Source organism: Marivita sp. (assembly GCF_965656765.1).
In the GTDB taxonomy this organism is placed as follows: domain Bacteria; phylum Pseudomonadota; class Alphaproteobacteria; order Rhodobacterales; family Rhodobacteraceae; genus Marivita.
This window is the reverse complement of sequence record NZ_CBFHLV010000011.1, coordinates 26138-40151: the sequence shown is the minus strand read 5'-3', so window position 1 is coordinate 40151 and position 14014 is coordinate 26138. Positions and strand designations below refer to the sequence as shown.

At 58.2% G+C, this 14014-nt stretch carries 14 protein-coding genes; 3 read left to right on the top strand and 11 right to left on the bottom strand.

Annotation, left to right across the window (positions count from 1 at the left end; all coding sequences use genetic code 11):
- Positions 1–4: 4 nt before the first annotated feature.
- The 8 genes from ACTG4M_RS05215 to ACTG4M_RS05180 form a co-directional block, all read right to left on the bottom strand.
- The gene (locus ACTG4M_RS05215; RefSeq protein ID WP_439122581.1) at positions 5–778 is read right to left on the bottom strand and encodes an ABC transporter ATP-binding protein; all 774 of its coding nucleotides are present in this window, start codon (positions 776–778) and stop codon (positions 5–7) included.
- A 112-nt stretch (positions 779–890) separates the two neighbouring features.
- The gene (locus ACTG4M_RS05210; RefSeq protein WP_439122580.1) at positions 891–1631 is read right to left on the bottom strand and encodes a phosphate/phosphite/phosphonate ABC transporter substrate-binding protein; all 741 of its coding nucleotides are present in this window, start codon (positions 1629–1631) and stop codon (positions 891–893) included.
- Positions 1628–2065, bottom strand: coding sequence for a TerB family tellurite resistance protein (locus ACTG4M_RS05205; protein ID WP_439122579.1), 438 nt, complete (start codon positions 2063–2065; stop codon positions 1628–1630). Before ACTG4M_RS05205 ends, ACTG4M_RS05210 begins: the two co-directional genes overlap by 4 nt.
- Before the next feature lie 39 nt (positions 2066–2104).
- Complete coding sequence (locus ACTG4M_RS05200) at positions 2105–2791, bottom strand: hypothetical protein (protein WP_439122578.1); 687 nt, start codon at positions 2789–2791, stop codon at positions 2105–2107.
- Positions 2788–3555, bottom strand: a complete 768-nt coding sequence (locus tag ACTG4M_RS05195) for a 23S rRNA (adenine(2030)-N(6))-methyltransferase RlmJ (protein ID WP_439122614.1) — start codon at positions 3553–3555, stop codon at positions 2788–2790. Before ACTG4M_RS05195 ends, ACTG4M_RS05200 begins: the two co-directional genes overlap by 4 nt.
- A gap of 135 nt (positions 3556–3690) precedes the next feature.
- The gene (locus ACTG4M_RS05190) at positions 3691–5334 is read right to left on the bottom strand and encodes a CTP synthase (RefSeq protein WP_439122577.1); all 1644 of its coding nucleotides are present in this window, start codon (positions 5332–5334) and stop codon (positions 3691–3693) included.
- 223 nt (positions 5335–5557) lie between these two features.
- On the bottom strand, positions 5558–5935 hold the full coding sequence (gene secG, locus ACTG4M_RS05185) for a preprotein translocase subunit SecG (protein ID WP_439122576.1): 378 nt from the start codon (positions 5933–5935) through the stop codon (positions 5558–5560).
- Between the two features lie 264 nt (positions 5936–6199).
- Positions 6200–6595: a DUF6524 family protein gene (locus tag ACTG4M_RS05180; protein WP_439122575.1), complete on the bottom strand. Its 396-nt coding sequence runs from the start codon at positions 6593–6595 to the stop codon at positions 6200–6202.
- A 247-nt stretch (positions 6596–6842) separates the two neighbouring features.
- Here ACTG4M_RS05180 and ACTG4M_RS05175 point away from each other — a divergent pair, with 247 nt between their 5' ends.
- Both ACTG4M_RS05175 and ACTG4M_RS05170 read left to right on the top strand, forming a co-directional pair.
- Positions 6843–8138, top strand: a complete 1296-nt coding sequence (locus ACTG4M_RS05175) for an adenylosuccinate synthase (protein WP_439122574.1) — start codon at positions 6843–6845, stop codon at positions 8136–8138.
- A 16-nt stretch (positions 8139–8154) separates the two neighbouring features.
- Positions 8155–8376, top strand: a complete 222-nt coding sequence (locus ACTG4M_RS05170; RefSeq protein ID WP_439122573.1) for a DUF2842 domain-containing protein — start codon at positions 8155–8157, stop codon at positions 8374–8376.
- 102 nt (positions 8377–8478) lie between these two features.
- On the opposite strand, the gene ACTG4M_RS05165 is transcribed toward ACTG4M_RS05170, so the two are convergent.
- The gene (locus ACTG4M_RS05165) at positions 8479–10848 is read right to left on the bottom strand and encodes a hypothetical protein (protein ID WP_439122572.1); all 2370 of its coding nucleotides are present in this window, start codon (positions 10846–10848) and stop codon (positions 8479–8481) included.
- A 139-nt stretch (positions 10849–10987) separates the two neighbouring features.
- Here ACTG4M_RS05165 and ACTG4M_RS05160 point away from each other — a divergent pair, with 139 nt between their 5' ends.
- On the top strand, positions 10988–11671 hold the full coding sequence (locus tag ACTG4M_RS05160) for a thiamine diphosphokinase (protein ID WP_439122571.1): 684 nt from the start codon (positions 10988–10990) through the stop codon (positions 11669–11671).
- Here the strand turns inward: ACTG4M_RS05160 and ACTG4M_RS05155 are convergent.
- The gene (locus ACTG4M_RS05155) at positions 11595–12539 is read right to left on the bottom strand and encodes a DMT family transporter (protein ID WP_439122570.1); all 945 of its coding nucleotides are present in this window, start codon (positions 12537–12539) and stop codon (positions 11595–11597) included. The two genes, ACTG4M_RS05160 and ACTG4M_RS05155, sit on opposite strands and share 77 nt — an antisense overlap.
- A 100-nt stretch (positions 12540–12639) precedes the next feature.
- Positions 12640–14013 (bottom strand): L-serine ammonia-lyase, encoded by a 1374-nt coding sequence (locus ACTG4M_RS05150; RefSeq protein WP_439122569.1) that lies wholly within the window; start codon positions 14011–14013, stop codon positions 12640–12642.
- Position 14014: the final 1 nt, after the last annotated feature.

The window sequence follows — 14014 nt, the reverse complement described above, 5'->3', positions numbered from 1 at the left end:
ATGGTTAATCGGCCATTGTGGAGGACAGAAACCCCCGCAATCGTTCCGATTTTGGTGCGCCGAACAGATTGTCCGGTGCGCCTTCTTCTTCGATCAGGCCTTGATGCAGGAACACGACGTTGTTGCTCACGTCGCGGGCCATTTTCATGTCATGTGTGACAATCAGCATGGTTCGGCCTTCTGCCGCTAAATCTTTGATAACTCTGACAACCTCTTGTTCCAGTTCAGGGTCAAGCGCCGAGGTCGGTTCGTCGAACAAAAGCGCTTCGGGCTCCATGCAAAGCGCGCGGGCAATCGCCGCGCGTTGTTGTTGTCCGCCGGACAATTGCGCCGGATAGACGTCAGACTTGTCACCGATGCCGACCTTGTCGAGATAACTGCGGGCTGCGTGTTCAGCTTCGGACTTGTCACGACCCAACACAGTCACCGGCGCTTCCATCACGTTTTGCAGGATCGTCATATGGGCCCAAAGGTTGAACTGCTGGAACACCATCGACAAGTTCGTGCGGATGCGCAGCACCTGTTTGGGATCGGCGGGGTGGCGGCCAAGGCCGGAGCCTTTCCAGGTGACCGCTTCGCCTTTGAACAGGATATCGCCCTGCTGGCTGTCCTCGAGCAGGTTGGCGCAGCGCAGGATGGTTGATTTGCCCGATCCGGACGATCCGATCAACGAGACCACATCACCGCGATGCGCTGTGATATCGACGCCCTTGATGACCTCAAGGCTCCCGTACTGCTTGTGCAGGTTGCGAATTTCCAGAACGGGTGTGTCTGTCACAGAGAAACCTGATGTCGGTGATCAAAGATGCGGGCGAGGATGGAACCAAACGCGCACATGATGCAATCCAGAAAGTGGCAGATCTGTGAAGTTTACGCTCTGTGACCCGGCGTCAGGCCGGTGGTGGCGCCGGAATAGGCTCAGCATAATAGCGCTTTGGATCAAGAACGCAGAACGTTATCGCACCGCCTATCAGGTCGGGATCAGTCGGCGAAAAGGCTTTGGTGGCGGTAGCGAGCACGGCACGGAGCGGAGCTGGGTCCGTACCAAAAGCTGTAATCAAGGGCAGGCCAGGGGTTGGTCGGGTGGTGCCTGACGCCGCGACCTTGGCGGCGTTGGGATCGACACTTTGAAGGATGCGCCACGTCACGGCGTCAAGGCAGGCGATGTCGGCACGGCCGTCGGCCACGGCAGCGAGAGAGGCCACATGTCCACCGGTCTGGATGACCTCAGTGAATGTTGAGATATCGAGCGCATCCTGGGCAGCGGCCCAGCCGGATTGGCTGTCGGGGCTGTTGTAGGCCAGTGTGCGTGGAGGTCCGGACAGATCAGGCCCGGTGATGATCTGCGAACAATAGTACCCCGGTTCAGTGGTCAGGCCGAAATCCAACGTGCCAACATATTGAACCTTGTCACGCAGCGTCGTGCGAAACGGTAAGCCGCAGGTCATCGACAAGATGAGCGTCGGATCAAGCCAGTGATCAACCCAGTTGGCTGGCAGGCCATCCGGTGGTGTCAGGTCGGGAAGAGGCGAGCCCTGAGCGGTGGCGCAGTCTTGAACCACTGACCAGAATTCCTGCCACATCTCGGCGGTTTCTGCCCGCCAGTACATCGGCAGGCTGGCCACACTCATGCTTTGTCGACGCGTTGTCGGGCAAGTGCACTGTCGCGGTCATTGATGCCAAGGAGTTTCGAGACCAGCCGCAGAAGCGCGTCTTCTTCGGCTTCGCGGACGCCATCGGCAAGCACGACCTCCCAAAGGGCTTCGATAACAGCGATGCGGTCTTCGTAGGGCACGGCGTCTTTGATGGCCCCGGTGAATCGAACCGTGTCGGGGGCTTCTGACTCGAGCGTTTCCGCCTCGCCCCGTAGTTTGGAGGCTTCGAACGGAGACAGGCCGTAACGGGCGGCAGCGATCCGGTCGATGCGGGTTTTTTCGCTTTCGTCATAGTCGCCGTCGGTGCGGGCGACGCGCACAAGCAACGCTGTCAGGGCCAGACGGGCATCGGAATCGGGAAGCGGGGCGGGGTCGGGCGCGGTGAGGCGCTTGAGAAAATCTGCAAACATAAGAGGGATATATGCCGCCCGCACCACTTCGCCAATGGGTTATCCTGAGAGGTCTTCAACCTCGTAAAGAATATCGTCGATGGCAATGCCGCCAGGATCAGTGTTTTCGATGGTCACCGCCGCCACTCCATAGCCACTGCGCCACGCGAGTGAGATCACGCCGCGCCCAAGAGGCAGCACAAAATCGGTCAGAAGTCTGGCATTTGCATCGTAGAACGCAATCTCGGCGGCGCGGGGCATAGGGCGTTGGCCCAACGGGTCGGGGTATTCTGCATGCAGGCGCAGGCCAAAAGCGTATTGCGGATCGTCAAATGTGAGCGCCACGCTGCCTTCGCCGCGACCATCGGCGCCAGCAATGCCCACCGGGCCAATGGGAAAGAGAGCGTTTGATCCAAACCCGTCGTGATATGCAATCGTAAAGTTCTGTCCCGATACACCCGGGATCACCCGGGGTTGCGCGCCGGGCAGTCCGTTGAGGCTATCGAACCTGCCATATTCGGTGTCGGTTTCTGCAAGGCCCTGACCCAATAAGCGTTCTGCAATGGACAAACCCGGCGCGCGCCAGTGTTGGTCGAAATTGATCCCTGGCTCGGTTGTCGCAGGTACGCTGTCGAAGGTTTCGATGCGGTGCGGCTGGCCGCGCAGGCTGTCATAGGGCACTTTGCGCAGTTCGTTTGCGCTGGCAAGGCCCGGCAGGCAGAGCAAGATAAGGCTTGCGCGGATCATGTCAGTTTGCGGAACATCGCAGCGAGCGGTTTGAGCACAGGCCCGATGCCGAAAGGTGGGTTCACGATGAACAAGCCTGAGCCGACCATGCGATGGCCGTCACGCGCAGGTGGGAAATGGACCTCGTGGGTCAGCGCCTCGGGGTGCGCCGTTTGCAGGCCACGCAGCATGGGGCGGTGCGCGCCTGAGGTCAGGATCGGATACCAGATCATCACCACGCCTACGTTCCATTTTTTTGTAAGTGCTCCCAGCCATTTGGGAATTTGACTGTAGTCGGCTTTGATCTCATAGCTGGGATCGACCAGCATCAGACCGCGACGTGGCGTCGGTGGACACAGGCTCTGTGCCACGGCAAGGCCGTCTTGCTGGTAGGTGTGAACGTTGGGCGCACGCAGGTTGTTTCTGAGCGCCGCGTATTCCTGCGGGTGTAATTCCGCAAGGTGGAGCGTGTCGGTCGGGCGGAGCAATGCGCGGGCGATGGCTGGAGAGCCGGGATAGAGGTGATCGGTCTGTGCCGCGAGGGCTTTGGTGTAGGGGTGATCTTTTGGGAACTGATCCTGAAGCCGGGTGATGCCCTGAGCGGCCTCACCGGTTTTCACTGCTTCGGGGGCGTCCAGATCATAAAGGCCCCGGCCCGCATGGGTTTCAATATAGCTGAGGGGCTTGTCCTTGCGTGTCAGATAATCCAGCGCCACAGCGAGGGCAGCATGTTTATGAACATCTGCGGCATTTCCCGCGTGGTAGAGGTGTTGGTAGGACAGCATAGGCTGGTGATAGGGTAGATTGCGGGAAACGGGTAGGGGCATTCCGAAAGGACCCACGCTGCGTTGATGCATTGGTTACGCAGCCCTGGGCCCGCGTTCTGAATATTGAAAGTGTTTGGGTGGTTACTCAGTATCTTAAACCAACCGCGACACATCCTTCGCCGCCCGCACAAAATCCTTGAACAGCGGGTGCGGGTCAAACGGTTTTGACTTCAATTCCGGGTGGAACTGGACGCCGATGAACCACGGGTGATCTGGCCATTCGACGATCTCGGGGAGGCGGCCATCTGGGCTCATGCCGGAGAAACAGAGCCCACCTTCCTCAAGCGCCTTGCGGTACTTGATGTCGACTTCGTAGCGATGGCGGTGGCGTTCGTCGATGGTGGTGGTGCCGTAGACCTCGGCTACTTTTGAGCCTTCGGTCAGCACCGCGTCATAAGCGCCAAGGCGCATGGTTCCGCCCTTGTCATCGGCGACGCTGCGATTGACGGTCTGGTTGCCCTGCACCCATTCCTTGAGGTGGTAAACAACGGGCGTGAAACGCTTTTTACCTGCCTCGTGGTCGAACTCCTCGGACCCGGCATCGGGCAGTTTGGCGACGTGGCGGGCGGCCTCGATCACGGCCATTTGCATGCCCAGACAGATGCCCAGATAGGGGACCTTGTGTTCGCGGGCGAATTGCGCTGCTTTGATCTTGCCCTCGGTGCCGCGTTCCCCAAAACCGCCGGGCACGAGGATGGCGTGGAAACCCTGGAGATGTGCGGCAGGGTCTTCGCGTTCAAAAATCTCGGCATCGACCCATTGCACATTGACCTTGACACGGTTGGCCATTCCGCCATGGGTGAGCGCCTCTGCGATGCTCTTGTAGGCGTCTTCGAGTTGCACGTATTTGCCCACGATGGCGACGTTGACTTGGCCTTCCGGGTTGTAGATGCGATCGGCCACGTCTTCCCATTTCTCGAGATTGGGCTTGGGCGCCGGTGTGATCTGGAACGCGTCCAGAACAGCCTGATCCAACCCTTCGCGGTGGTACGCAAGGGGGGCTTCGTAGATCGACTTGAGGTCCTGCGCGGCGATCACGCTGTCGGGGCGCACATTGCAGAAAAGCGCTAGTTTCTCGCGTTCCTTGGCAGGGATCGGTCCTTCGGAGCGGCACACAAGGATGTCAGGGGCCAGACCGATAGAGCGGAGTTCCTTGACGGAGTGCTGCGTCGGCTTGGTTTTCAGCTCACCGGATGCTTTGATATAGGGCAGCAGCGTGAGGTGCATAAAGATGCACTGGCCGCGGGGTTTGTCCTGGGAAAACTGGCGGATTGCTTCGAAAAAGGGCAGGCCTTCGATATCGCCCACCGTGCCGCCGATTTCACAAAGCATGAAATCCACTTCATCTTCGCCGATCGCGATGAAGTCTTTGATCTCGTTGGTGACATGCGGGATCACTTGAATGGTTTTGCCCAAGTAATCGCCACGACGTTCTTTCTCGAGAACGTTGGTGTAGATGCGACCCGACGATATGCTGTCTGTCTTGCGCGCAGGAACGCCAGTGAAGCGTTCGTAGTGGCCAAGGTCCAGGTCGGTTTCCGCGCCATCGTCGGTGACGAACACCTCGCCATGTTCAAATGGCGACATCGTGCCGGGATCGACGTTCAGGTAGGGATCAAGCTTGCGCAGGCGAACCGAAAAGCCACGCGCTTGCAGCAATGCGCCAAGAGCGGCTGAGGCCAAGCCTTTGCCAAGGGAAGACACCACGCCGCCGGTGATGAAGATAAAGCGTGCCATGTGTGGAAACCTCCCGCGAAGTGCTGCAAATCATGCAATCTGCGCAGCCTTCGGTGCACAGCATCACGGGATTTGACCGGTAGAGGATTCGGCGACAAAACGCAAGGCCGAACCCCAGATGATGTTACGTCAGATAAACGCGCCTCAAGGGATGGTGGACCTTTGGCACAAAGAAAAACGCGCGGACCAAGTGGACCGCGCGTCCGTTCAGACCGTACGTGCGTTAATCGGCGCGCGGCACCAATGGTGCGTCCGTGTTCGTCGAGGAAGGTGGTGGCAGAAGGCCGTCTGCGTCGAGCGCATCGGTGCCGGTTTCTTCGGCCGGCGCGTCACCACCTGTGGTCAACCGATCCATTATCGAACTGCCCGAGGCGTTTTGCGCAGCAATCACAGTAAGGGTCAGCGACGTGCAGATGAACGCAATCGCAAGAACCCATGTGAGTTTACCAAGGCCAGTGGCCGCGCTTCGGGTGCTGACCGAGCCGCCGCCGCCGCCGCCACCCATGGCGCCAAGTCCACCGCCATCGGACCGCTGAAGTAGCACGACGCCAATCAGCGAGAGCGCGAGAAGAAGATGGATGATGAGAACGACGTTTTCCATGGCTGTCCCGGATGCCTTTCGTGAATGGGGGGTATCTAAGGCCAAGTGGCGCATCGTGCAACCCGTGATGGTCGATCAGATCACCGGTGTTTGTTGGGCCATCAATCAGGTTGTCACTTTGTGCGCTGGCGCGCGCTGGTAAGTCTCGGGCAGGTCCGCCGGGCCCCGCTCTCGGATCGGAGTATGTGCCTTTGGTTGTGTATTATCCGGAGGGGGTGCTTTTGGTTGGCGATTTGGTAGCATATTTCGAAAAAGAAGACGCGATTATTCTTCAACGTCATCCACGTCTGCCTGACCTGATAGTTTACGGCGCACGATGGACCAGCTAAGGCCGATGCCCAAAACCAGCGATAGGGCGAAAATGCCAATCCAAACCGTCAGGTTCCGGTTTTGCAGGTCAAGAAGCCCGAAATCGAAAGCGACCCAAAGCAGCGCGCCGACAAGGGCAAGGATCAAAGCCATGCCAAACGCTCCGATAGACCGGAGTGTCGCTCTGAGGTAAATTATGTAGCACACCAACAGTATCAGCCCGATCAGGACGGTGATGGATAATTGTTCCTGACCGTCGGTCATCGCCCAGCGGACGAAGTTGTATGGTGTCGGGTTGTAGGTCGCAGCGACAAGGCAAAAGGCAAAGAGCCAGCGTAGCAGAAATCCCATGTCGTCTGGCCTTTCATTTGTGTTGTTTAGGGCAGTTGGCCTTAGGCGGGCAGAACTGTCCAGAGGGTGCAGGTCGGATCAGGTGTTGGCTGTGGCAAACAAGCAGGCCAAGGCCGACGTCTGGCTGTGCAAGGTGCTTTTTTTGGCCGTTGGCGCAATTTGGTTGGAAAACCGGTTCCCACGGTTCGGATTGCACTCTATACGGGCGCCGGTTTGACGGATGGAACTCCAGCAAAGGTCTAAAGACATGGCGAATGTGGTGGTCGTGGGTGCCCAGTGGGGCGACGAGGGCAAGGGCAAGATCGTGGATTGGCTCTCGGAGCGCGCGGATGTGATCTGCCGCTTCCAAGGGGGGCATAATGCCGGTCACACGCTCGTCATCGACGGCAAGGTCTATAAGCTGCACGCGCTGCCGTCTGGCGTTGTGCGCGGTGGCAAGCTTTCTGTGATCGGCAATGGTGTCGTGCTTGACCCGTGGCATCTGATGAAAGAGATCGCGACGATCCGGGGTCAGGGCGTTGAAATCACACCCGATACCCTGATGATTGCTGAAAATACGCCGCTGATCCTACCGATCCACGGGGAACTTGACCGCGCACGTGAAGAGGCTGCGAGCAAAGGCACCAAGATCGGCACCACCGGGCGTGGCATCGGCCCCGCCTATGAAGACAAAGTGGGCCGCCGATCTGTGCGCGTTGCTGATTTGGCTGATCCAGCGACGCTAGAGGCGCGTGTGGACCGCGCGTTGCAGCATCACGATCCTCTGCGCAAAGGTTTGGGTTTTGAACCGGTGGACCGGGACGCGCTGCTGGCACAACTGAGCGAGATTGCGGACGAGATCCTGCCCTTTGCCGCTCCTGTCTGGAAGGTGCTTAATGAAAAGCGCAAAGCCGGCAAGCGTATCTTGTTCGAAGGGGCGCAAGGCGCGCTCCTAGATATCGATTTTGGGACTTATCCTTTTGTGACCTCGTCCAACGTGATCGCGGGGCAGGCGGCCACGGGGGTGGGCCTTGGACCGGGCGCGATTGATTACGTGTTGGGAATCGTCAAAGCCTACACGACCCGCGTCGGTGAAGGCCCGTTCCCAACCGAATTGGACGACGATGACGGTCAGCGCTTGGGCGAGCGCGGTCACGAGTTCGGCACCACCACAGGCCGCAAGCGACGCTGCGGGTGGTTCGATGCGTGCCTTGTGCGCCAGACCTGTGCAACCAGCGGTGTGAACGGGATTTCCCTGACCAAATTGGATGTGCTCGATGGGTTCGAGACGCTGAAGATTTGTGTCGGCTACGACCTTGATGGCAAGCGTTATGACTATCTGCCAACGGCGGCTGAAGAACAGGCGCGTTGTACGCCGATCTATGAAGAGATGCCCGGCTGGTCGGAATCGACCGAAGGTGCAAGATCCTGGGTTGATCTGCCCGGCGAGGCCATCAAGTATGTCCGCCGGATCGAGGAATTGATCGAGTGCCCTGTTGCCCTACTTTCCACCTCACCCGAACGGGAGGACACGATCCTCGTGACCGATCCATTCGCGGACTAAGCAAAAGGGGGCGCGGATGGCGCTGAGCTATAAGGCACGCAAACGATGGTCATTGGTGATCTTGCTGGTGGGGTTACCCGCGTATGTTGTCGCCTGTGTGACCGTGATCAATTTGTTGGATCGACCGTCCTTCGCGGTCGAGCTGTTGGTCTATGTGCTGTTGGGAATATTGTGGGCGTTTCCGTTTAAGTTTGTCTTCAAAGGCATTGGGCAACCTGATCCTGATGCTGAAGATTGACCCTTGGGCGTTGATTGACCGTTTCGCAATTCCATGTTGATGAGACAACGAAAAAGGTCGGACCGCTGGGTCCGACCTTTTTTGTTTTCCGACTGGCAGGTTTTAGCCTGCTGCGCGTTCATCGGGTTTGAACCCAATGCTTTCTGACGCAGCAAAACGTCCGCCGCCTTTCTTCTCAATCTTGCCTTCGCGCAGAAGCTGACCAAAGCTGCGCAAACGTTCTTCGCGCGAGCTTGCCTCACCTTCGGCCTGATGCAGTTTGGTCATCAATTGTGGGCGCGAGAACTGATCGCGACCTTCGACAAAAGACATATACGATGCCGCTGCTTCAAGTAGCTCTGGCAATGTATGGGCGCCTTGGTTTTCGGCGAATTCGGCAAATCCGGTGTCGTTGCCTGTCATCGTGTCGGCGGTATCAACAGCCTCGGCGCTACGCACAACACGGCGCGGGCGAACCGGTGAAGTGCCATTGTCTGCGTCGACATCAATCCGCTGTTCTGCAACGAGTTTCAAAGGTGCCGAGCGCACCGGAGCTGGGCGCTCAGACCGGGCTTCGGTGATCTTGGGACGGCGCGGGCGCACGGCATCGGCAAGATCTTCGCGATAAGGCACTTCTTCGTCCACGGCCTTTTTGCCAAGACCAAGGATGCGGTCTGCTTTGGTCGCTGCAACGGCGGCACGCAGGTGCGCGATGGCGCTGCGGCGGCGGTTGCCTTCGGGTTCGTCCATTTCGGTTTCGGTTTTGTCGGCCAGCCGGCCAACAGAGTCGTCGTCTTCTTCGATAGACGTGTCGGTCAGCATGGCGCGAGCCGGGCTGGTCAGTTTTACCGCTTTTCGGATACTGGCGTTCGCTGCGAGCTCATCTGCTTCGGATAGGACGGGCGTGTCCTCGAATGCGTCAAGGTCATCGTCATCCTCGTCTTCGAAGTTCCAGTCGGAATCCCGCTCGATCTCGGCATGCAAATCGGCCAGTTCACGGGCCAGTTCTGCTTCTTGCTCGGGGGTGAGCGAACTGTCTTCGAGGCCGGGAACCGGGCTTGCGGCGACGAAGGTTGCGTCGTCTTCGTCCTCATCGTCGTATTCTTCGATATCGCCTGAGGCGAGCGCGGCGTCAACGTCTGCGCGTTTTGCTTTGCCGACGCGGGCGACGATTGGTTCCGGCGCGTCTTCCTCATCAACGGCAAGCTCTTCGCTAAGCATCAGCGGAGCATCGGCAGTTTCCGCAGCGACGTCGTCTTCTTCCCCGTCGTCTTCGGCAAAGAGTTCGAGATCATCCTCGTCTTCCTCATCCTGACCAAGGAAATCCAAATCATCTTCGTCGTCTTCAATGTCGTCTTCTGTGGCTTTCACGTCAGAAATATCAGCCGCTTGGTTTGCTGCGCTCAGCGCCTCAAGCTCTGCGACTTTGGCGCGGAGGGCTTCGAGTTCACTTTGCGTGTCGTCACTGGCATCTGCTTCAGGAGCAGTCGGAATTTCAAATTGTTCTTCGTCGTCAGACACGTCGGAAAGGAAGAATTCGTCTGCGTCATCTTCCGCATCGACCTGATCCGCAACCACAGCCGCGATAGTGTCGGCAAAAAGATTGTCTTCCAGGCTGGCACCCTCGTCAGCATCGATGGCATCGTTTTCGTCAATACCGTCGCCGTCCGGGCCGGACATGGCGTGTTCGTCTTCTATGTATTCAGGAACGGCTTGCGATTTTGCAGCGACCACGGCGCGGATGCGCTGAAGTTTGTCGGCAACGCTATCAGATGCAGCGGGGGCGCCTTCCGCCACGATTTCGGCCTCAGCTTGTTCGGCTGCGTCGCGCGCCTCCTGTATATCGGCTTCGGCTTGGAGGTTGGCTTTCACACCTTGTTCCGCGATCAGGTCGTCGATGCTGGAATCCGCCGGTGCGTCGTCTTCGTAATCCAGCACGTCATCGGCGCTGACGGTGATATCGTCTGCATCCGCCAGTGACAGATCAACGTTGGACAGGTCGACAGACGAATCGTCCAAATCCAGATCGACGTCCTCAGCCTCGTGTGCCTGTTCGTCGACAGTCATGTCATCCAGTGCGGCGGAACTGTCTTCAGACTGATCAAGGGTCAGATCGAGACCTGTATCCTGTGGGTCCGCGACAGCCAGTGCGGTGGCAGCCGCTCCAGCTGTCGCGCCCATCAGGGCTGCATCCATCGACGATTTCGGCGCGACATCCCCATGCGGCGTCTCGGCATCATCGGTTGGACGCAGAACCAAATTGCCTTTTTCAAAGCGCGCTTCGACGCGGCGTTCGATCTCGCGTTCAGCGATCCGTGCCAACATTTCTGCGTCCGGGGTGGGTGGTTCGGCCCCAAAGTATCTGTCATCCTGAGCGAGATCACGGAAATACTCCGCAATCGCTTTCATGGTGTCGAAGGAATTGTCGAACCCTTCGAGCGTACATGAGAAGGTACCGTAGGATACCGTGAGTATCTTGTTTGAACTCACCATACTATCACCCGCTTTCCAAAATTCTGCGTTGGTTTTGCTAGCATGTTTACCAAGACCAAAGCGCATCGAATCTGTGCCCCTCACGGTATCATTTCATGACCTGATTGTGATCTGTTTCGCCTTTCGTCATTAATCTCGCATGAATCGCGCAATTGTTTTCTCGCAAGAACCAGTTTTGTTGGTTGGTGGCGCCCATGGCGACAATAAGCAGCTTCGGCAGCTATTGGATGAAGCTCAGATCGTGGTCGCCGCTGACAGCGGTGCCGATTGGGTGCGGGCCGTGGGGCGGTTGCCGGACGCGGTGATCGGAGATCTTGATTCGGTGTCTGATGCCACATTGGCTGCCATGCCAGACGCTGCAGTGCACCGGATCGAAGAGCAGAACAGCACTGATTTTGACAAGGCTGTACGGTCGATCTCTGCGCCGCTGATCATCGGGATCGGTTTTCTGGGCGGGCAAGTTGACCACTTAATGGCGGCGATGACGGTGCTGACGCGCTATCCGGATCGGGCCATCGTACTGGTTGGGGAAAATGATGTGGTGGCGCATTTGCCACCGCAGATCGCACTGGACGTTGTCGCAGGAACACGCGTTTCGCTCTATCCGCTGCGCCAGGTTTCCGGGACGTCCATCGGCCTGCATTGGCCGATTGACGGGCTGGAATTGTCTCCTGCAGAGCGCGTTGGCACGTCAAACCGGGCCAATGGGAAAGTGTCGCTGACGGTCGATGGGCCAGGATTGTTGATCATTCTGCCGCTGTCTGAAAGGACCGCTCTTGAACAGGCGCTGGCGCAGGCCGACGGCTTGTGGCCTGCTCTCTAAATACGATGTAAAGCCCGGACGCGACGACAATGGCGATGCCGATCGAGGCCATTGTATTCGGCAGATCGCCGAACACAGCAAAACCGATGATCGTTGCAATCGGGATTTCAAGATACTGCATCGGCGCAACTGTCGCCGAAGGGGCATAGCGCAGCGACCACGTCATCAGCAGATGCGCCAGCGTTCCCAGCAGACCGATGGATAAAAGCAGCATCCACGTGCTTGTCGGCAGCGCAGTGTCCCATGCAAGAACGGGTGCTGCTTGTTCCGGCACCAAGAAGATGACTGGGAACATTATGACGATGGCCATCACGCCCGACACCGCTTGTAGGCCGATGGGATCGGTTTCTTTGGCGATCTTGCGGGTCACCAACATGAACAGGGCGAAGTTCAACGCTACGCCCAGTGGCAGAAGGGCAGGCCAACCGACTTCCTGAAAGGACGGCTGAATCACAAGAAGCGTGCCGAAAAAGCCGATGGCACAAGCGACCATCCGGCGAATGCCAACCTCTTCGCCAAGAACGTAATGGCCGAGCAAAAGCATGATAAATGGCATTACGAAAGCAATCGCAATCGCATCTGCCAAGGGCAAGTAATTGAGCGCCGACACCATCATCCCGATGCCCAAGATGTGCATAACCGTTCGTAGCAAGGCCAGGCCGAAGACGCGGCCGTTCATCCGCCAAAGCCGCCCTGTCATCGCGATGATCGGGATCAGGAGAACCACTTGAACCGCGAAGCGAACGAACACAAGCTGTCCAAGTGCGACCTTGCCCGACAAGAGTTTCGCAACTGCATCCCCCATAGGAGCCACGAGGCAAAAGCCTAGCATGAGCGCTATACCAAGGGTGGGGCGGTCTCCAGTCATGCGCAACGCTACTCTTGGTTGAGTTTTCCTGTCAACGCTCTCCTTTTGCCTTGACTAACGTCTGCTTAACCGGGCCGAAAAGTTGAATGTTGTATTGGTCTTAACAGTTTGGAATGTTTACGGCCAAGCCCCCGAGAGAGGTCTCCTTGTACTTCTCGTGCATGTCCACTCCGGTCTGGCGCATGGTCTCAATCGCCGAATCAAGTGGGACAAAATGCGTGCCGTCGCCGCGCAGGGCGAGGCTTGCCGCGCTGACTGCTTTGATCGCGCCAAGGCCGTTGCGTTCTATACAGGGTACTTGGACCAAGCCTTTGACCGGATCGCAGGTCATCCCAAGATGATGCTCAAGCGCGATTTCAGCGGCATTTTCAATCTGTTCCGCTGTGCCGCCTAGCACGGCGCACAGTCCGGCGGAGGCCATCGCGCTGGCGCTGCCGACCTCGGCCTGACATCCGGCCTCAGCCCCGCTGATGGATGCATTGAATTTGACCAGCCCGCCGATCGCGGCGGCGGTCAGCAGGAATTCAGGCACCCGGGATTGGGTCGCACCGGGAACATGATCCAGCCAATAGCGGATTGTCGCGGGCACTACCCCGGCGGCCCCGTTTGTGGGTGCTGTGACAACCTGACCACCGGCGGCGTTTTCCTCGTTAACCGCCATCGCGTAGACGCTCATCCAATCATTGATAGTGTGCGGTGGCGTCAGGTTCATTCCCCGTTCGGCCAGCAGTTTCTCGTGAATCCCTCTCGCGCGCCGTTTGACGTTCAGTCCGCCGGGCAAAATTCCATCATTCTCTAACCCTCGGTCGATGCAATCGTTCATCACCTGCCACAACCTGCGGATCCCGGTGTCCAGATCGCTGACTGACCTGCGCGACAGTTCATTGGCGCGCTTCATGTCGGCAATGCTCAAACCCGAGGCGTTTGCCATCTCAAGCATTTCGGCCGCCGATTTGAACGGATGCGGGACAGGGATGCCATCATCAGTATCTTTGCCTGCGTCCAGTTCGGTCTGTGTCATCACAAAGCCGCCACCTATCGAATAATAGGTCTCTTGCAAGATCACGTCGCCTTGAGCGTCAGTCGCGCTCAGGATCATTCCATTGGCGTGGCCCGGCAGGTTTGGGCCGAAATCGAATGTCAGGTCGGCTTGCGGATCAAAGCGGAGAACGGGAAGGCCGTGGGGCGTCACGGTTTTGGTGGTCGCGATGCGGGTCATGGCAGCATCCGCTTTGTCGCGATCATAGGTTTCCGGCACAAACCCGTCGAGGCCAAGAATGGTCGCGCGATCAGTGGCGTGGCCGACCCCTGTAAAGGCAAGCGAGCCGTGCAACGAGGCTTTGACACCCGCCGTTTTGAACGGTGCGGCACGGAGGCGGTCCAGAAACCGCGCCGCCGCAACCATCGGACCCATCGTGTGACTAGAGGACGGACCGATGCCGACCTTGAACATGTCGAAGACAGACAAAAACATA

What these genes read in the sequence shown, in the direction of transcription:
- ACTG4M_RS05210 (WP_439122580.1), bottom strand. Translation starts at nt 1,631, where the DNA reads ATGAGTGTGGCCAGCCTGCCGATGTACTGGCGGGCAGAAACCGCCGAG.
- ACTG4M_RS05205 (WP_439122579.1), bottom strand. Translation starts at nt 2,065, where the DNA reads ATGTTTGCAGATTTTCTCAAGCGCCTCACCGCGCCCGACCCCGCCCCG.
- ACTG4M_RS05200 (WP_439122578.1), bottom strand. Translation starts at nt 2,791, where the DNA reads ATGATCCGCGCAAGCCTTATCTTGCTCTGCCTGCCGGGCCTTGCCAGC.
- ACTG4M_RS05195 (WP_439122614.1), bottom strand. Translation starts at nt 3,555, where the DNA reads ATGCTGTCCTACCAACACCTCTACCACGCGGGAAATGCCGCAGATGTT.
- ACTG4M_RS05190 (WP_439122577.1), bottom strand. Translation starts at nt 5,334, where the DNA reads ATGGCACGCTTTATCTTCATCACCGGCGGCGTGGTGTCTTCCCTTGGC.
- secG (WP_439122576.1), bottom strand. Translation starts at nt 5,935, where the DNA reads ATGGAAAACGTCGTTCTCATCATCCATCTTCTTCTCGCGCTCTCGCTG.
- ACTG4M_RS05180 (WP_439122575.1), bottom strand. Translation starts at nt 6,595, where the DNA reads ATGGGATTTCTGCTACGCTGGCTCTTTGCCTTTTGCCTTGTCGCTGCG.
- ACTG4M_RS05175 (WP_439122574.1), top strand. Translation starts at nt 6,843, where the DNA reads ATGGCGAATGTGGTGGTCGTGGGTGCCCAGTGGGGCGACGAGGGCAAG.
- ACTG4M_RS05170 (WP_439122573.1), top strand. Translation starts at nt 8,155, where the DNA reads ATGGCGCTGAGCTATAAGGCACGCAAACGATGGTCATTGGTGATCTTG.
- ACTG4M_RS05165 (WP_439122572.1), bottom strand. Translation starts at nt 10,848, where the DNA reads ATGGTGAGTTCAAACAAGATACTCACGGTATCCTACGGTACCTTCTCA.
- ACTG4M_RS05160 (WP_439122571.1), top strand. Translation starts at nt 10,988, where the DNA reads ATGAATCGCGCAATTGTTTTCTCGCAAGAACCAGTTTTGTTGGTTGGT.
- ACTG4M_RS05155 (WP_439122570.1), bottom strand. Translation starts at nt 12,539, where the DNA reads ATGACTGGAGACCGCCCCACCCTTGGTATAGCGCTCATGCTAGGCTTT.
- ACTG4M_RS05150 (WP_439122569.1), bottom strand. Translation starts at nt 14,013, where the DNA reads ATGTTTTTGTCTGTCTTCGACATGTTCAAGGTCGGCATCGGTCCGTCC.